General features: G+C 40.7%; 19 protein-coding genes and 1 tRNA gene. 5 read left to right on the plus strand and 15 right to left on the minus strand.

Annotated features, from left to right (window positions below; all coding sequences use genetic code 11):
* Window positions 1-101 precede the first annotated feature (101 nt).
* Window positions 102-821, plus strand: a complete 720-nt coding sequence (locus MOB01S_RS01265; RefSeq protein ID WP_066800434.1) for an FFLEELY motif protein — start codon at window positions 102-104, stop codon at window positions 819-821.
* Entirely contained in the window at window positions 815-1,687 is an 873-nt protein-coding gene (locus tag MOB01S_RS01270) for an ATP-binding protein (RefSeq protein ID WP_066800437.1), read from the plus strand. Before MOB01S_RS01265 ends, MOB01S_RS01270 begins: the two co-directional genes overlap by 7 nt.
* 50 nt (window positions 1,688-1,737) lie before the next feature.
* Here MOB01S_RS01270 and MOB01S_RS01275 read toward each other — a convergent pair.
* Both MOB01S_RS01275 and MOB01S_RS01280 read right to left on the minus strand, forming a co-directional pair.
* Window positions 1,738-1,814 (minus strand) — tRNA-Ile (locus tag MOB01S_RS01275).
* A gap of 93 nt (window positions 1,815-1,907) precedes the next feature.
* Window positions 1,908-2,780 carry an RsiV family protein gene (locus MOB01S_RS01280; protein ID WP_169798107.1) on the minus strand — a complete coding sequence of 291 codons (873 nt, stop codon included), beginning with the start codon at window positions 2,778-2,780 and terminating at the stop codon, window positions 1,908-1,910.
* A gap of 527 nt (window positions 2,781-3,307) precedes the next feature.
* Between MOB01S_RS01280 and nth the strand changes: the two genes are divergently transcribed.
* Window positions 3,308-3,952: an endonuclease III gene (gene nth, locus MOB01S_RS01285; protein ID WP_066800554.1), complete on the plus strand. Its 645-nt coding sequence runs from the start codon at window positions 3,308-3,310 to the stop codon at window positions 3,950-3,952.
* Between the two features lie 210 nt (window positions 3,953-4,162).
* On the opposite strand, the gene bamB is transcribed toward nth, so the two are convergent.
* From bamB to MOB01S_RS01340, 11 genes are all read right to left on the minus strand, one after another.
* Window positions 4,163-5,332, minus strand: a complete 1,170-nt coding sequence (gene bamB, locus MOB01S_RS01290) for an outer membrane protein assembly factor BamB (protein WP_169798108.1) — start codon at window positions 5,330-5,332, stop codon at window positions 4,163-4,165.
* Window positions 5,333-5,342: 10 nt separating this feature from the next.
* Entirely contained in the window at window positions 5,343-6,167 is an 825-nt protein-coding gene (locus MOB01S_RS01295; RefSeq protein ID WP_084349566.1) for a YfgM family protein, read from the minus strand.
* 5 nt (window positions 6,168-6,172) lie between these two features.
* A complete protein-coding gene (hisS, locus tag MOB01S_RS01300) occupies window positions 6,173-7,453 on the minus strand; it encodes a histidine--tRNA ligase (RefSeq protein WP_066800443.1) in 1,281 nt (426 codons plus the stop codon).
* A 22-nt stretch (window positions 7,454-7,475) separates the two neighbouring features.
* Complete coding sequence (locus MOB01S_RS01305; RefSeq protein WP_066800446.1) at window positions 7,476-8,051, minus strand: hypothetical protein; 576 nt, start codon at window positions 8,049-8,051, stop codon at window positions 7,476-7,478.
* 396 nt (window positions 8,052-8,447) lie between these two features.
* Window positions 8,448-9,074 carry a YidX family protein gene (locus MOB01S_RS01310; protein ID WP_066800449.1) on the minus strand — a complete coding sequence of 209 codons (627 nt, stop codon included), beginning with the start codon at window positions 9,072-9,074 and terminating at the stop codon, window positions 8,448-8,450.
* A 192-nt stretch (window positions 9,075-9,266) separates the two neighbouring features.
* On the minus strand, window positions 9,267-9,848 hold the full coding sequence (locus MOB01S_RS01315) for a hypothetical protein (RefSeq protein ID WP_066800453.1): 582 nt from the start codon (window positions 9,846-9,848) through the stop codon (window positions 9,267-9,269).
* A 9-nt stretch (window positions 9,849-9,857) separates the two neighbouring features.
* Window positions 9,858-10,979 carry a flavodoxin-dependent (E)-4-hydroxy-3-methylbut-2-enyl-diphosphate synthase gene (gene ispG, locus MOB01S_RS01320; protein ID WP_084349567.1) on the minus strand — a complete coding sequence of 374 codons (1,122 nt, stop codon included), beginning with the start codon at window positions 10,977-10,979 and terminating at the stop codon, window positions 9,858-9,860.
* Window positions 10,980-11,000: 21 nt separating this feature from the next.
* Window positions 11,001-11,804, minus strand: a complete 804-nt coding sequence (locus tag MOB01S_RS01325) for a helix-turn-helix domain-containing protein (protein WP_066800455.1) — start codon at window positions 11,802-11,804, stop codon at window positions 11,001-11,003.
* Window positions 11,801-12,640: a tetratricopeptide repeat protein gene (locus MOB01S_RS01330; protein ID WP_066800458.1), complete on the minus strand. Its 840-nt coding sequence runs from the start codon at window positions 12,638-12,640 to the stop codon at window positions 11,801-11,803. The genes MOB01S_RS01325 and MOB01S_RS01330 overlap by 4 nt, the downstream gene beginning before the upstream one ends.
* Window positions 12,641-12,747: 107 nt before the next feature.
* Complete coding sequence (rlmN, locus tag MOB01S_RS01335; protein ID WP_066800460.1) at window positions 12,748-13,959, minus strand: dual-specificity RNA methyltransferase RlmN; 1,212 nt, start codon at window positions 13,957-13,959, stop codon at window positions 12,748-12,750.
* Between the two features lie 96 nt (window positions 13,960-14,055).
* Complete coding sequence (locus MOB01S_RS01340) at window positions 14,056-14,922, minus strand: hypothetical protein (RefSeq protein ID WP_157073857.1); 867 nt, start codon at window positions 14,920-14,922, stop codon at window positions 14,056-14,058.
* Between the two features lie 694 nt (window positions 14,923-15,616).
* On the opposite strand from MOB01S_RS01340, the gene MOB01S_RS01345 reads away from it, so the two are divergent.
* Window positions 15,617-16,270 carry an IS1595 family transposase gene (locus tag MOB01S_RS01345; protein WP_066800466.1) on the plus strand — a complete coding sequence of 218 codons (654 nt, stop codon included), beginning with the start codon at window positions 15,617-15,619 and terminating at the stop codon, window positions 16,268-16,270.
* Window positions 16,271-16,458: 188 nt separating this feature from the next.
* Here the strand turns inward: MOB01S_RS01345 and ndk are convergent, their stop codons facing one another.
* Window positions 16,459-16,890, minus strand: a complete 432-nt coding sequence (ndk, locus tag MOB01S_RS01350; RefSeq protein WP_066800469.1) for a nucleoside-diphosphate kinase — start codon at window positions 16,888-16,890, stop codon at window positions 16,459-16,461.
* Window positions 16,891-17,047: 157 nt separating this feature from the next.
* On the opposite strand from ndk, the gene MOB01S_RS01355 reads away from it, so the two are divergent.
* Window positions 17,048-17,797 carry a phosphodiester glycosidase family protein gene (locus MOB01S_RS01355; protein WP_084349569.1) on the plus strand — a complete coding sequence of 250 codons (750 nt, stop codon included), beginning with the start codon at window positions 17,048-17,050 and terminating at the stop codon, window positions 17,795-17,797.
* Between the two features lie 10 nt (window positions 17,798-17,807).
* Here the strand turns inward: MOB01S_RS01355 and MOB01S_RS01360 are convergent, their stop codons facing one another.
* On the minus strand, window positions 17,808-18,599 hold the full coding sequence (locus MOB01S_RS01360; RefSeq protein ID WP_066800475.1) for a carbonic anhydrase: 792 nt from the start codon (window positions 18,597-18,599) through the stop codon (window positions 17,808-17,810).
* Between the last annotated feature and the right edge of the window lie 15 nt (window positions 18,600-18,614).

An 18,614-nucleotide genomic window follows, 5' to 3' on the forward strand; every position in this document is an offset into this window, starting at 1 on the left:
ATTTGTAACAAAACATCATTAACGATATTAAACTTGACTTTTGGTACAACTGTCGCCATAATTAACGACTGTTCTATTTATGTTTATTAAAAGAAATCATTATGTCACAAATCCAAATCCTTGTTGATACCCTACTTGAATACAAAGACCTACCCCACCACACCAATCCTGAATTAAAGCAGATTTTACACAAAATCCAAACTTGGCAAAAACACCGCCTAAAACGCACTCATCAAGACCTGTTTGACGAAGAAAAAACCACGCTATTAACTCATTATTTGGTTGAAAAAATTTATAGCGATGATGCGTTTAGTGAGCTTGCTGACCAACTTTTGGTGGCAGGTGAAAATGCCCTAAATGGCTCAGGCAAACTTGAAAAACTCATTCCCCAAAACGCCCTAGAAGCAGGTGTCATGGGCGTACAAGTTGCCGTAGAAAATGTCAAATTGGACTTGGCATTGGCACAAATTTTATACGAACAGCAAAGATACGAACCCATCGATGGCACAATCATGAGCATGCTTTACAAAACAGCCAATGCCAAATCTGTCCGCCTTGAACAGGTTCAAAAAATCGCCTATGTTTGTGAACAATCCCACAAATATTTCACATCATTTATTCTACAAAACGCTTTTAAACTTGCCAAAGGCGTGGCATACCATAACGGCTATCAGCCTTTATATGATTTTATTGGTGAAGGTCTACATGCCATGAAGCCGCTAAAAAAGATTGAAGATTTTGTTGAGCCGTTCATGGAAGCCGAAATCGCCATCATTCACAAAATTCACGATGCCCAGCCACAACCCGAGACAAAATTATGATACCCCAACACCTAATTGACCTTGCCACCACCTACCTAACAGAACGTACCGCACAGCCTATTACCCTAAATGCTGATGTGTTGGTATATCGTTGGGTGGGTGGCAAAAACGGCACACTGGCACCTGTTGATGTATCACATTCGGTGAGTTTTGATGATTTGCTTGGCATTGACACCCAAAAAGAAAGGCTCATCACCAACACCCGTCAGTTCATCGCACGCCTACCTGCCAACCATGTATTGATGACTGGCACACGAGGTGCTGGCAAATCATCACTGATTCGGGCATTGCTTGCCACTTTTGCAAATGATGGACTGCGTATTATTGAGATGGCACGAGATGATTTGCAATACCTAAGCCGTGTCCGCCACGCCATAAAACAAGCAAATAATAACTGTCGTTATATCATCTACTGCGATGATTTGGCATTTAATGCCCAAGACGAAAATTACCGCACCCTAAAAAGTATACTGGACGGAGCAACCGACAGTGAGCAAGCCAATTTGTTGATTTATGCAACCAGCAACCGCCGACATCTACTCCCCCAACTGATGAAAGACAACGTCAATATCTACAACGGACAAACAGACGAAGTCAATCCTTATGAAACCATTGATGAAAGCGTTTCGCTCTCCGATCGCTTTGGGATTTGGTTGTCTTTTCACCCCATGAGTCAATCTGTATATCTAGACATAGTCGCACACCATCTTGGTAAGCATGGCGTGGTTTATGATGACACCGTACAAACAAAAGCATTGCAATGGGCAGGCACTCGTGGTGGACGCTCTGGACGTGTGGCTTACCAATTTAGCCAAGATTGGGTAGGACAAACTCAGCTTAACGCCAAGCATCAACTCACGCAATAGTAAATTTTACCCAAAGCAAAAAGACTTGCCAAAAGCAAGTCTTTTTTAAATGGTAGGCCCAGCAGGACTTGAACCTGCGACCAAAGGATTATGAGTCCTCTGCTCTAACCAACTGAGCTATGAGCCCGAATGTTGCGTATTATACTTGATATTTTGGTTGAAGTAAAGTGGCAAATTCATCACACAAACCCTTTTACCACTTTTAACGCCCAAAATACATTTATGATTTTGGCAAATATGACTCTTTTAATATTGGAGTCAATTTATCATAGGGCACGGTCAATTCAATAAAACCTTGTGCATATGCCCCCATTTCATAAGGCGAATACACCAACACCAAACCTTCTTTATTAAAATAAAAATTCTCCGCCAATTTAAACGACCACATGTCTTCGTATTCTTGAATATCTTCTTCTGTGGTGATTTCCAATTCTTTTGCCAAATAGTCTTTAAAAGCCCTATGATACAACTCATGAAATTCACTTGTTTTTTCGTTTCTAATCACATCATGCAACTGGATTTGACTTTGTAAATCCATGTCAAAAATCAAATAATTAACATCTTGTACCCCATGAGCCCCACCCATGTACATATCATTATAAATAGCAATTTGTGTCAAATGATTAAATGTAGGGAGCATTTCTGGCTTTGTATGCCACACATAGCCCATGCCAGATATAGCCTCTTCACCATTTTCTTTGGCAATCTCTTTCATTTCGTTGATAAATTCTAAATTTTCATTTACAAATTCATCAATCGTCTTTTTAAATTTGATTAATTTTGAACCATCATCATTGGTAATCGCCTTATTAACTATTTGCTCTATCCACGCAGGTTCGATTTTGACAAGTTCAACCTCAATTTGAGTACAAGGGCTATATTCCTCATTTTTGTTTTTGTCAAAATCACACGCATCTTTCATCGCCTGTGGCAATTCATATTTAAAGGGTACAGTAGAAAACTTAACCTTAGCGTCTGTATTACTCGTTGTTTGTTGGGTAGATGGTGTGGGGTTGTTTGACAAAGAGCTTGTATTTTCGTTACAAGCAATTAACATCATTGTTATTGATAACACCGTTGTCAACATTGTCATTTTATTTGCCATAGCTTTCTCCACAAAACCAATATTATCTATACTTAATTCACATCAAAATCATACAAAAACCATTTACCCCAAGCTAAGCCTTTGGGTGAAACAGTTTTTCGTTATGGTCTGATAGGCTTACCACGAACAAAAAACCTTTGTTTGTTTTTGAATAGAATTTACTATAACACACCAACTGCCACACCGCCCCTTGATACTTATCAAAACACCCATATTGGGAAAATTTTTATCACAAATAAAAAAATATCATTGATTAATGATAAACGCCAATAACATTTAGTATGGTTGAGCAACATATGTGATTAGCATTTTATTATAATCAAAACAATCAATCATTACAATCAATTTTTATCAAATAAATCTTAAAATCATTTTGTCTATTTATGCTATAATCAACCATGATTTTATGCCATATTTACAAAAATACAATGACAACCAAAAAACCTTCTCAACCAAAAAACAACCAATCCAAATTGGCAATCGCCAAAACTGCTGACACACCGCCATCTCGTCCAATGAATGCCGATAATCGCTTAAAATTTTTTGAAAAATTAAGCCAACACATCAAAGACCCTGTTACCGAACTTAATTATTCTAATGAATTTGAATTACTCATCGCTGTCATGCTCTCTGCCCAAGCCACTGATAAAAGTGTAAACATCGCCACTGCTCGCCTATTTCCAGTTGCCAACACCCCACAGGCGATATTGGCGTTGGGCGTGGACGGATTAAAATCCTATATTAACTCCATCGGGCTTTATAATTCTAAGGCAACCAATGTCATCAAAACCTGTCAAGACCTATTGGATAAACATGGTGGGCAAGTACCTCGTACCAGAGCCGAGTTAGAAGCATTGGCAGGTGTTGGGCGAAAAACCGCCAATGTGGTGTTAAATACCGCTTTTGGCGAGCCTGTGATGGCGGTGGATACTCATATTTTTCGGGTGGGCAATCGCACAGGGCTTGCCACAGGTAAAACGGTGCTGGCGGTAGAAAATGCCCTAATGAAACGCATTCCTAGTCAATATTTGGTGGACGCTCATCATTATTTGATTTTGCATGGTCGTTATACTTGTATGGCAAGAAGTCCAAAATGCGGTGCGTGCGTGGTATTTGATGAATGTATGTTTAAAGATAAAGAAAAATGGGCGGATTTATGATTGGTGTATGACAAAATCATAAACATCAAAAAACTGTAAAAATAATACAAAATCCACCATTAGGCATAGGATGAATTGCAATTCGCTCTGCAACACGTCAAATTTTAGGTTTGGCAAATAATACCCAAAGACAACTCCAAATTCATAAACAATAATACTCACAAATAAAAACCAATATCCTAATGAATATTGGTTTTTATTTTTACCAAATCAGTTGGATTGCCACACCGACAACACCCCATTGGCGGTTTGAGTATATAAGCGATCATCAATGACATACAGACTGGTTAACTGTCCTTTGGTTTCGCTACGACTAACAATTTTACCTGCACTATCAAACAGATGAATCACCCCGTCCAAATCACCTACCGCCACATAATCCCCAATGGCAACAGGGTTGGTGAGTTTGCGATATTTTAACTCATTATTTTCCCATACCTTTTGACCGCTCATGGCATCAAACGCCACAACATCACCGACCACACTCACCCCAAAGAGCAAACCTCCTTGCATGGCAAGGCTTTTGGTACTCGCAAGTTCAGCGGTAAACATCAGTCGTCCACGACTCATGTCAAAACCCGCTAACTGTCCGCTATAACTTGGCACATACAAATAACGTCCCATAATGAGTGGTGTACCATCAACATCGCTCATGCGATTGACTTGGCTTGCCCCTGTCGCAAATCCGATACGACGAGTCCAAAGCGGTGAACCTGAACGTGGATTAATAGCATGAATACGTCCGTCTGCCGTCCCAAAAATCGCTGTCTGATTATCCAAACTCAAAGGCTTGGCAGTACCACGCACACTCACCTCTGGGTTTTGGGTACTAAATTGCCAAACCTGTTCGCCATTTTGCAAATCTAATCCATACAAAATGCCATCGTTGGCAGAAATAATCACCCTACCATTGCCCACCAACGCAGGGGCAAGCGATGAACTGGGTAAGAATTTTTGCCAAAGGATTTGTCCGTTTGCGACATCAATCGCCACCACCTGCCCTGTGCGAGTACCCACGACCGCCACGTCATCATTTGCTCCTACACCACTGGTGATAGGGCTACCAATATCAACCGACCATATGGCTTGATTGCCCTGATAGGCACTTACCACGCCCGAACGACTACCTGCGATAACTGTGCCATTCACAACTGCCACTTGTAGGTCAATCACATCTTTTTTATTTACGCCCTTTTTTAGACTTTTGGACTCTGGCAAAGACACACTAAACACAGGACTTAGCACCGATATGGGTTGCTCTAATTTGGTTAATGAAGCAGGCTTGGTATTGACCTTTTCACTTTTACCAAAACTTTTGATGGATTGACAACCTGTCAAAGCTGTTGCCAAAAGTGTGCACATCAAAATGGTTTTTGTCATTCTCATAGGATTACTCTTGCTTGTCAGACATGGTGTCTGTATTTTGTGTAGGCTTCGTCTCATCAGTAGTTGACTCGCCCTGCTTGGTCGCCACAGGGGCAGAGGTCGCAGATTCTGCCACCACGACATTCTTAGGTTTGATGGGTGTCGGATTCATGCCAAGCGACTGCATTTTTAAGCTCAACAATGAACGCTCCGTACCACGCTCTGTCAGGGCTTGCCATGCCAAATCATAGGCTTTTTTGGCATCCTCCGTCTCATTTTTAGCCACATAAATATCCCCCAAAAGCTCTTGGCGAGATGGCTCAAACGCCTTTGGCATTGCACCATTGGCAAGGCTTAATGCGTTATTCACATCGCCACTTGCCAGCATCGCTTGGGCAAGGCGTAATGTGGTAATGGCAGACAAACCTTCATCATCAAGGTTGATGGTTTGAGCTTTTTTAAGTGTGTCTGTCGCCCCAGCATAGTCTCCCCCGTCCGTCTGCTGACGAGCCTTTATCATGAGTGCTTGCCATGCGTAGGCGGTTTCACCATGTGTCGCCACCAATTTGTCAATATCAGCAAATAATTCTTCTTGCTCTTTGGCAAGTTCGGCTTTGGCAGTATCATCAACTGCTGTTTGTTGCTTGGCGATGATACCATCATTTTTTTCACCAATCAACGTATAGCTGTCGGCGGCAACTGTATCCACTTTGGCATAGTTTTTTTGATAAAACTGCCAACCAAAAAAACCTGCCAACGCCAATACCGCCACCATCACGATGTTACCACCGTGCTGTTTTAGGGCATTTAACGCTTGCTTGTCGGTCATGTTTGAATTGTTTTGTGTCATGTTATTTACTTATCAAAGTTAAACTCATTCATGGAGGCGGTTACTTGCTCACCAGTGTGCATATTTTTGACGCTGATGGTGTCATTGGCAACTTCATCTTGCCCAATAATCACCGTGTATTTTGCCCCTGATTTATCCGCCTTTTTCATTTGCGATTTTAGGCTGGTTGCCGATGCCATTTTGACACGCAAAGTTGGATTATTTAGGCGTAGCTGATGGGCATAGAGTACAGCATTCATATACACATCTTCACTGGCAACCACAAACACATCACAGTCTGCCTTTGCCTCAATCGGATTGACCGCCTCGATAAGCAACATCAAACGCTCCACCCCCATCGCAAAGCCCACCGCAGGCTCACTCTGTTCTGCCTTGCCCTTAACAATGCCAACCAGCCCATCATAACGCCCACCACCGCACACGGTCGCTTGCGAGCCTAGTTTGTCAGTAACCCATTCAAAGACGGTTTTGTTATAATAGTCAAGCCCACGCACGAGTTTTTCGTTAATCTCAAAATCAATGCCCAACGTGTGCAGATAATTTTGCACTTGCTCAAAATGCAAACGACTCTCCTCACCCAAAAAGTCGGATAACTTGGGTGCTCCCAAAAGAATGGCTTGGGTTTGCTCATCTTTGCTGTCCAGCACTCGCAAAGGATTGGTACTGACACGGCGTTGGCTGTCATCGTCAAGCCCATCAAAGTGGGCGGTCAGATATTCAACCAGTGCATTTTTGTATGCCAAGCGTTCGTGTGCTTCACCTAAGGTGTTGAGCTGTAAAGTAACATGCTCATCAATGCCAAGCCTTCTCCACATCATCGCCGTCATCGCAATCAGCTCAGCATCGGCATCAGGCAAAGCACTGCCAAAGCTCTCCACTCCAAGCTGGGTAAACTGGCGATAACGCCCTTTTTGGGGGCGTTCATAGCGAAACATATTGCCAAGATACCACAGTTTTGGGGTATCGCCACGAGTTAAATTATGCTCCACCACCGCACGCACACACCCTGCTGTGCCTTCTGGGCGTAGGGTAAATGAGCTCTCACCCTCGTCCTTGCCTGTGTTTTGATTGCCATGTACCACACCAAACATCTCTTTTTCAACAATGTCGGTCGCCTCGCCAACACCACGGGCAAACAGCTCGGTTTGCTCAACCAATGGCAGACGGATTTGACTAAATCCATAGCCATCAAGCACTTGGGTCAAAATATGCTCCACCGCTCGCCACTTGGCGGTCTCGGTGGGCAAAATATCATTAAAGCCACGAATGGCGGTCAATTTACTCATAATCATTCTCGTGTTACTAACTTTATTGCACGCCCACACAATCTTTTAATCGCCGATTGGCAAGCTCATAAAACGCATCAAATACAGCCTCTTTATTTTGCTCTTTGGCATCTGGTTTTGATAACAGCACAGCAACCGCTTGAGCGACTTTTTTATCCAAATTTAATGCTTTGATTTTGGCTAATTTATCTTTGGTATCTGACGACATGACTTCTTTGACAGGATAAAAATTATCCGCCGTTAAATAATCACTTTTTGGATATTGCACTTCCAAATTATCCAAAATCAAAAGCTCATCAGCCGTCAAATAACCTTGCAAATGACGCTTGGCAAGGGCATTCATCGGCTCATTCGGTGCTAAAATGCACGCTTTTTTATTGGGCGATAGCATTGTTAAACTATCACCTTGTATCATACCCACCACAAAACCCATATACTCTTCGCCAAGTCGTTTGGCATACGCCCCAGATTGACCGTTTTGATTTTGACTGATTTGATTTTGACTTATAGATGATTGACTATGATTGGTACTTAGACCGCTACACGCTGTTAATAAGGCGATGGTTAAAGCGGTAAATACTTGGGTAAATCTGTTCATTATCATTTCTCTATCTAAAACACTACTTATTTAGCCAAACTGGGTGCGAGTCTTTTTAATTCATCATTGCTTAATTTACTAATTTGTGTTCTTAATATTCGCAATGACACAGCATTTTTAAACAATTTGCTTTGCCAATTTGGGCAAATTCAAAAGGCTGATTTTCATCATCAAACAATTTTCTTTAAATATTCATTCAATTCATCATTGGATAAACCCTAAAATGCGTCATACGCACCATTCAAGATTTACACTTCTATTGGTGCGTGATACGCACCTTACTATTAAATCAAAAGGCTGTTATTTTTACCAAACATTATCCGCCAGATTTCCAGCTTAACAGCCATTGCAAAGGGCTGGTGATAATATCGCCAATAACCGCCACAGGTAATAACATTACTGTTTTGCCTTTGGAGTTTTTGCTCCCACAGTATAAAACTCTATCATTCTGCTTGGTGCTGAAATTGCAGGATACACAGTTTTTGCAAAAGTTTTTTCAATCGGTATCATTTTAAATTCACTGCGAATAAAAAACTCTTCACGATTTTTATAAGGCATATCCAATCGCTCTAACTTTTGCATATATTCATCAGAACGCTCATTTGTATGATAAACTGCACCAACTTGTTGCAAAATCATTTTTTCTTTATCGGATAAGGCATTTACCCCTTTAAGGTAAACCAAATCCATAGTACCTTCATAATATCCTTGTTCCGATAAACTTATATCACTCACAGCTTTTATTGTTAAATGCGTCAAATCCAACTCATCTAAAATCATTGCCAAATCTTTTTTGCCATTAAGCAAATAATCATTGGTATTACCTACAAAAATCAATGCATTCGGATAACCATCAATCACGGTCGCAGGTTTGGCAATGGCGATAATATTATCATTAAATAATACTTCTCTGACATTTTTTTGACCGCTGTGCATCACAGACTTAGTGGCATTAAATGTACACCCTGTAACACCAACCATTGTCGCAAAACTTAGGCAGATTGCAATTGCCAATTTTTTCATCATTAATCCTTTTTTAAACAATTTGCTTTGCCAATTTGGACAAATTCAAAAGGCTGATTTTCATCATAGATTACTTCATCAAACCCATTTGAAAAAAATAACATCGCCCACCTTAAATTCATATCCACGAATGATTAACGCTTATTTGTTATCGTCCCAATGCGTCGTGATACACACCTTGCCATTGGTTTATTATTCAATAGAAATTTGACATTCTACCAATTTGTTTAAAGAATATTGAACCATTAGTTGCTTATATTCATCATCTAAGTGATTTAAATCATGCAAAAGAGAAAGTGCTTCTTCTATTGCTTTTAAATCTCTTGCTTTAGCAATTAATATTTCGATTTCCTGATTACCTTCAATAATACCAACTAAATCCGACACGGGCATTACACCATCTAACATCAAATCAGAAGCAACACCATAAGGGCTATTAAAAAGACTATTTAGGGAAATATTTTGCTCTTTTGTTAGGTTTTTATCCAACAATTCTTTAACCATATTTTTAATGGTGTCATTTTCATCTTTCATAAAACATTGTTTTTCCACAGCAGTCATTTTAACCTGTGAACCAACTTCAACAGCAGAAACCAAAGATAATAAAATTTTTTTACCAAAAATATGGCTGGGTGTTATTTTTTTAGATGTTATGATTTGATTGTTTTTTGCAACTGCTTTGGATATTTTGTTTTCAGCCATAGCTGGTGTTAATGTTACACCCCAAAGCATTGATAAACAACTAATAAATAATCCACATAACAATCTTTTCATCGTTAATCCTTATTGAGCCACCCTAATAATCTCATTGGCTCTTTTCTCTGCCAATGCTTTGGCTTTTTCTCGCACCATTGCCTCAATTTCGTCCACCAATTTATTGGTGTCAATCAGATGACTTTTATCGCCATTTTTATACACCAGTGAATTAGGGCTTGCCCCCACCACACCAATATCGGCTTCTTTTGCCTCGCCCGGTCCATTGACTTTACAACCAATCACCGACACATCCATCGGCTCACGAATGTCCTCTAATCGTGCTTCAAGCTCGGTCATTACCTTAATGACATTAAACTCTTGACGGCTACAAGACGGGCAAGCGATAAAATTCACGCCATTAGAGCGAATACCAAGCGACTTTAAAATATCAAAGCCAATTTTAATCTCTTCTTCTGGCTGGGCTGCCAGCGAAATTCGCATTGTATCGCCAATACCTTCTAAGAGCAATCCACCCAAGGCAATAGCGGACTTGACCGTACCAGTACGATACACGCCAGCTTCGGTTACACCCAAATGCAAGGGACAATCCACCTGTGCTGAAATGAGCCGATAAGCGTCCATTGTCAAAAAGACATTAGATGCCTTGACCGAAATTTTATAATCAAAAAAGTTATGACGGTCTAAGATATCAATATGACGCATTGCTGATTCTAACATCGCCTGCCCTGTTGGTTCGCCATATTTTTTTTGTAAATCTTTTTCTAGTGAGCCTGCATTGACCCCAATACGAATGGGTAAGCCGTGATGTTTAGCACAGGCGATGACCTCTTTAACTTTTTGTTCATTGCCGATGTTGCCAGGATTGATACGCAAGCAGTCCGCCCCTACTTCGGCGACCGCCAAAGCGATTTTATAATCAAAATGAATATCAGCAATGAGCGGAATATTGACCTGTTTACGAATTTCACCAAAGGCTTTAACACTCTCCATCGTGGGGGTAGAAACACGCATCAAATCTGCCCCTGCATCGACGCACCGCTGTATTTGAGCGACCGTTGCCGCCACATCGCAAGTTTCGGTATTGGTCATTGACTGCACGCTAATGGGAGCATCGCCACCGATGGCGACATTGCCCACCATAATTTTACGAGTGGGACGGCGAGTGATGGGGGTGTGATGATTTGACACAAAAATTCCTAATGTAAAAGATTATTGTAAACTAAACATGGCTCGTCCGTTTTTGGTGTATTCACCCAAACGCACTGGCTTTTGGTTAAAACTCAAATCCACTTGGGCAGGATTATCAATCTCCACTGTCAATGGCACATTACCTTTAAGTTGATAACCGCCACGAGATTGCAGACCTTGCATAAGTACATTGCCATTTTTATCAGTAATTTTGATACTGACATCGCCTTTTGACCAAATATCCACCACACCTGTATCAGAAATAGCCACATCATTTACTTGATTGGTGTTGTTGCCAGCGATATTAATCGCCGAACCAGAACCACCAATAGAAGCACCTTGTGCTTGCTCGGCTGGGGTGAGTACTTGGCTACTTGTGGTAAAATCAGGTTCTTCTTTTTTGCTGGTGGCCGTATTGATGATTTTCAATAAAATAAACCCAAACACCACCAAGCCAATCACACCCGCAACAAGCCACAGATTGATACGCATGAGCGAACGACCACGCACCACTGTTCCCATTGGCGTCAGTGGCGAGACAACCTCTTTTTGACGCATATTATCAGGATAACTTCTCTCAAATAGGCGAGCGATTTCTTCACCGTCCAACCCTACAAATTTGGCATAGTTTACCAAAAAGCCACGAGCGTAGATAAACTGGGGCAAAGCAGAGAAATTCTCTTCCTCAAAAGCCTGAATATAACGCTTTAAAATATTCAATTCTTCTGCAACTTTCTCCACCGAATAGCCACGAGCCTTTCTTGCCTCTACCAATCGGCGACCAAAGCCATCGGGTGATGTTTTTAATTCATTATTGTTGCTCACTTTTTGGGTACTCCCACAGGATTATTAAGCCAAGTTTTCAATTTTTTTGCCTCATCGCTCAAAGGATATTGGGAAAGTAATAGCGTAGAAAGTGTCTGACGCTCTTGCGGATTATTTTGTAGCACACTCAACCGTATTCCCTGATAAGCAAGGCGAGCTGGCATAGATTCACCAGAAGCTTGCCAAAGTGCTTTTAAACCATCATAGTAAGTTTTGGCTTGAAGCGTGCGTTTTTGGTCAATGGTAATATCAATCAGTTCAATCCTTGCCACCACTGTATCTGGGTTGATTTCCAATGCACGTTTAAAGGCATCTTCGGCAAGTTTGATTTGTCCTATTTTTAGATAGGTACGTCCTAGATTTTCCAGTGCAGATGCCCTACCTTCATAGCCCAATGTATTACCAACAAGGCTAAACTGCTCGATGGCTTCTTTATGACGACCCATTTCTGACAAATACACACCGTAGTTATTGCGTGCTTGCATGAATTTTGGATCCATCGCAATCGCTCGGCGAAAATAGGTATCTGCCTTTTGTAGGTTGGCTGACCCACCTTCTAGTCTAAGCAAATTCCCCATCATGTCATAGGCAGGCGCATAGCGGTTGTCGGACTTAAAGGCGATTTCAAGCTGTTTATGAGCTTCGTCCAATTTACGCTCTTGGATATATTGGGCTGCCATCGCCGTCCGTACACGAGCCAACTCTGTTTTGTCAGCTGAACCACGCTCATTTGGTGCAACACCTTGATAAGTACCGCTGATTCTTTGACTTTTTTGGGTTACTTGACAACCCACCAACACGGTAATGGTAGCTAACATTAAAGCCATCTTTTTCATGATTTCACCACATCAATCCAATAAATAACCCATTCTAACAATTATCTAAAAATTTGCCAACTCTTTCTCATAGATAACAACAAATTTGTAACATTTGTTTTGTATCATCAGCCACCGACATTCTGCCGTTTTGCCACGCTCTGTTGCCATTTAGCCGCTCGTCTGGTTCTGTCTGCCACCTGCCCCACCAGTTGCCCACAAGCGGCATCAATGTCATCGCCCCTTGTTTGGCGTACGGTGCAAACAAAGCCTGCTTGATTTAAGATGGCACTAAAAGCGTGAATACGATTGTTGCTAGACCGCTGGTAAGGGGCGTGTGGAAATGGGTTAAAGGGGATTAGGTTAATTTTGCTTGGCAAATCCTTTAACAAAGCCACAAGCTGATGAGCGTGTTCGTCCGTATCATTGACCCCATTTAGCATTACATATTCAATAGTAATATGCTTTTTGTGGCGTGGGTTTTCATCATAGACATAGGCTTTGGCAGCACGGATAAGCTCGCTAAGCGGGTATTTTTTGTTGATTGGCACAAGCTCATTGCGAAGCTCGTCATTGGGGGCGTGCAAACTGATTGCCAACGCCACATCAATGTCTTTGGCAAGCTCGTACATTTTTGGCACAATGCCAGAAGTAGAAAGGGTAACACGGCGTTTGGATAGCCCATAGGCATTGTCATCAAGCATAAGGCTCATACTGGCAACGACAGGCTCATAATTTAAGAGCGGTTCTCCCATTCCCATCATCACCACATTGGTGACCATATTTTTGTACTCTTCTGGCGACACCCCTTCATTATAAGAGGCGTTGGCAACCCAAAGCTGACCGATGATTTCACTTGGGGTTAAGTCTCGTTCAAAGCCTTGTTTACCTGTACTACAAAATGAACAATCCAAAGCACAGCCAACTTGTGATGAAATACACAAAGTTTTTCGCCCAAATTCCTTAGAATCCTCAGCAGGAATCAGCACCGTTTCAACAAGCGAACCACCTGCCACTTCAAAGACCCATTTTCTTGTACCATCTTCACTAAACTGCTTAAACTTAACCTTAGGTGGCACAACGCACGCCTTGTCGCTCAATGTCGCTTGCAGTTTTTTGGATAAATTGGTCATCTGATAAAAGTCGGTTACGCCAAACTGATAAATCCATTTCATCACTTGGGTGGCACGAAACTTTTTTTCGCCCAAACTTTCAAAAAAGGCTTCCAATTGCTCTTTGGATAGTCCCAAAAGGTTGGTTTTATTGGCAAATTGGTCTTGCTTGCCGTCATCGGTCGGACAAAAAGTGGCAACAACAGGGATTTTTTGGGCGGTTGGCATAGGATTTTTATAAAAACAAAATTAACCGCTTATTATACAAAAAATTTTTAGGGAAGTCCAAACAAAACGCACACTTACAAAAGCACAGCAATCAACCTACCATAAATGCTTAATTAACATTGCAAGCCCTGCCACCACTGACCCACAAAACATCACAAGCCCCACTTCCCATTCAAACAATGCTAAAATACCCAAACTCAAAAACAGCAAACACAATAAAAATAACACACCAATTACAATTCTTTGCATCAAGATTTGTCCATTTTCCAATTTCTCCATATAATCATCGTTATAATCATCAATCAAATCAAGGCGAATGTCTCTATAATATTTGGCAGTTTGATAAGGCACATACATCATCATAATTGCCAACATAAGCATAGGCAACCAAACCACAAACCCAATCCAACTTTGCTTAAACAAAACAACCACACCAAGCATTATACAAACCGCCAATAAAATCATTCCAAGAATATAAATAATCAATCCTTGTGCGTCATAATCGTCATATTTAACGCTGGTATTGGTTTTTGGTTTGGATTGTTCTAATAAGAATTCATCTAACTCATCATCACTAACTTCCACCAAATAGGAAACGGCTCGTTGATGCATCACATAAAAATAAACCATAGGTAATACATAAATTAAAAAGGCAAAAAACCAATCTTTACGATTTTTATTCCTAACTTCTTGATAATATTTTAACTCTTTATCAAAATCATAGACAACAATCGGCGGATTATCTTTTACTACAATTTCATAAACCCTTTTGTTGTCATAATAAACTGTTGCCATTTTGCCTTTGTGTTGATAAATATCACTACAAGTAGAATAATAATTATCCGAACAAACAAAGTACATTCCATTGATAAGTAAAAAGTAAGCCCCGCCTTTTGTTCCTTTTGCATAATGAGCGGTTTCTGGTACAATGCCTGTGGTTGTTTCTAGTTGTGATTTGTACAATGGTAATGGCTTTGAAAATAAATCACTACTTGTTACAAAAAATACCAACATCATCAATGGCATTATAAATATGTGGAAAATATCTTTTCTAACTACTTTTTTATCTTGAACTTTTTCATTATTTGAAAAAAGATAAACACCAAGTAATGATATCAAGCTTAGCAAAGTTGCAATAAAAACAATACCCCCATTTGTCAAAAAACACCCCAAAACAAATGCCAATGCCAAATAAATCAACATCAAATGATAAAATTGCTTGGGTGTGGGGTTGGTGAAAAAACTATGGTTATCAGTCATCATAACAACTTTTTGGTTGTGGGGCTTATGGTATTATAAATAATTGGCAACCTATTGTAAAATTGACGTTTTTTTAAAATTAACAACAAAGCATACTCCTTGATACTCACATACCAGCCATCGCCCCACCCCACCAACTAAGTTTACAAACTTTCACAAATTTCACTACCATCCGTTGCAAAAATTTGTTGCAATATGAGCAATTTTGGCACATTGTACAAGCGTGTATAAAGATTGCCGACCACTCCCATCAAATTTAAGGTGCGAGCAATAGACATCAAACAAATTCGTGAACTCATTGAGTCCGTAGGTTGGGTTGAGTTTACAAAACCCAACAAAATCAAAGGTTAAATTTAAAGGGGCTGACGTAGATTAGCAACTATGCTATACTGCAAATATGAAGATAACCCATTGTAAAATAAGTAAAAAAGTACAGTTAAAACTACTTGAATTTTTCGTTGCAGAAGTTACTGCAAGAACATCAGCAGATTTGCTTGGTATTCAGTATAATACAGCCATATTATTTTACCACAAAATTAGACTTGTGATAGAGCACAATCTTAATCTTGAAGCCAAAGAACTCTTTGATGGCGAAATTGAGCTTGATGAAAGCTACTTTGGTGGTATTCGCAAGGGCAAGCGTGGTCGTGGTGCAGGTGGCAAAACAGCTGTTTTTGGTCTTTTAAAGCGTAATGGTAGGGTTTATACCGTTGTTGTTAAAGATGCTAAATCAGATACATTGATGCCCATCATCACAAGCAAAGTCAAACCTGACAGTATTGTTTATACAGACAGTTACAAAAGCTACAATGCTCTTGATGTGAGTAATTTTAAGCATTTTAGGATTAACCATTCCAAAGAATTTGCACAAGACCACAACCACATCAACGGTATTGAAAATTTTTGGTCGCAAGCCAAGCGTGTTTTAAGAAAATACAACGGCATTGACAAGAAAAACTTTCATCTTTTTATCAAAGAATGTGAGTTTAGATTTAACTATGGTACACCATCACAAAAGCTGAAAACCTTGAGAAAATGGTGTGGAATTTGAACCTTATCTACGTCAGCCCCAATTTAAATGTTGGGTTTTATAGTCTCAACTTAACCTACTTGTTACCAAACCATTACCAAAAAAAACGGTATATCCCCCACACCTTATCACACAAACCCCACCAAATTACCACTCATTCATAAAAAAACGGCCACCCACAGGTGGTCGTTTTTTCGTCATATGCAAGATTAGCGAGTACGTGGGAAAATCTCGTCCGCACCGAAGAAGTAAGCGATTTCACGCTCAGCAGATGCCACAGAGTCAGAACCGTGTGCGGCATTTTCATCAATACTTACCGCAAAGTCGGCACGGATGGTGCCTTTTTCGGCTTGGGCTGGGTTGGTCGCACCCAAGATGTCACGGTGGGCAAGTACTGCATTTTCGCCTTCTAGTACAGACACCACCACAGGACCTGAGGTCATGAATGCAACTAGGTCAGCAAAAAAGCCACGCTCTTTATGCTCAGCATAAAAACCTTCGGCTTCGGCTTGGGTTAGGTGCTTATATTTGATAGCAACAGGTTTTAGACCTGCTTTTTCAAAGCGAGCAATGATGTCGCCGATGTGATTTTTGCCAACTGCGTCTGGTTTGATGATAGATAAAGTACGCTCAATAGCCATGATATTTCCTAAAATAAATAAAAGTCAGATAAAAAATGATTTTATATCATATAAAATCTCTCAAATCATAGCAATTTTTTGTTATTTTATCAAGGGCATGCCCAATAAAAACTGCTATAATAACCCAAAAATCCCAACAATAACATCAGTAACTTTAATGCCAACAATTTTTATTTTATGCATCTTATCATCATTGATACTCATTGGTGGTTGTGATAATAAACCAAACTTAAAAAATACACCTTGCACCGCCCTAACTACACCTTTTGCACATACACGCTGTGTCGCTGACAATGCTGATGGTCTGTCATTGCACTGGCAAAGCAATGACAAGTCCACCCTATATACCTTTGAGCGGTTGATTGCCACGCAAGGTGATGTAACTTTTGCAATGAATGCTGGTATGTATGACCAAGCATTTGCCCCCATTGGTTACACCGCCATCAATGGCAACATCATAAAACCACTCAATACCAATGATGGTGAGGGTAATTTTCATTTGATGCCAAACGGTGTCTTTTGGTGGAATCATGAGGGTACATTTGTGGATACCACGCCTGCATTTGCTAACAAACTGGCACAAGGTATAAAGCCCACCTATGCTACCCAATCAGGACCCATGCTTGTTATTGATGGGCAAATTCACCCCAGATTTGACCCAAAAAGCACTTCTTACAAAATCAGAAATGGTGTCGGCGTGGATTGCACTGACAAACGCACGCATTTCATCATCAGTGATGAAGCTGTCAATTTTTATCAATTTGCCAATGTGTTTAAGCAGGATTTGGGTTGCCAAAACGCCTTGTTTTTGGACGGTGGGATTGCGTCCGCCCTCTATGCCAAGAACCTAAACCGCCATGACAAACTCAACATGGCGGTCATGGTTGCATTTAAGGATAATCAATAATAACAACACATCACTTAATCAACCACACTTCACGCTCGTTTTGTGGTTGAATGGGGCGGGCGTTGTCACCGTGCATTTTTGACAACGCACCAATCTGCTTGCTGTCAGCGTGAATGGGTGTAGTTTTAACAAACCATTGCACCCCTTCGGTACAAGGTGGCTCTGCCAAAGAACCATTATAGGCATAGACACTATCATCTTTGGGCAATAATGCATCAACATCAAAATCCCTTAGCACACCATTGGTGGCAAGCTGTGGAGGCAACCCAGAAATCACCCGATCAACATTAGCATTATGTTTGCCGATATTGACAAGCACACTCACCACCGCCAGATAGCCCTGTGCATTTTGATGAACAAATTGAATTTCCATTGGATAATGGGCACTCATTACTGTGTGTTCACTAGGTGTGTGATAATGAAATTGTATCAAGCTGTATGGCACACCATTGATATAAAGTTTGCTGTTTCTTTGTCCAGCCACCTCAAAAACCATCGTGTGTCCATTATTTCTTACCAAAAAATCCTGTGGTTTATAACTGTCAATCAATGATAACTTACCCGTATCACCCATGAGATTGGCAATACGAGTGATATTGATGGGGGATTGTTCTTTGCCGATACGGCACAATTTATTTGCTTCTAACTCTCCCCACAGTTCGGGACGATCATAACTCCAACCCTCTTCGTAAGCACGCTCAACCGTCAAATGGTTGTCGTTGGCATAAGCCATTGATGTAACACTTAGTGCCACAAGTGCTAGGGTGATTTGTTTTAGTTGGCGGATTTTTTGTTGATACATGGCAACTCCATAATA

It is taken from the genome of Moraxella oblonga NBRC 102422, assembly GCF_001598275.1.
GTDB classification, from domain to species: domain Bacteria; phylum Pseudomonadota; class Gammaproteobacteria; order Pseudomonadales; family Moraxellaceae; genus Moraxella; species Moraxella oblonga.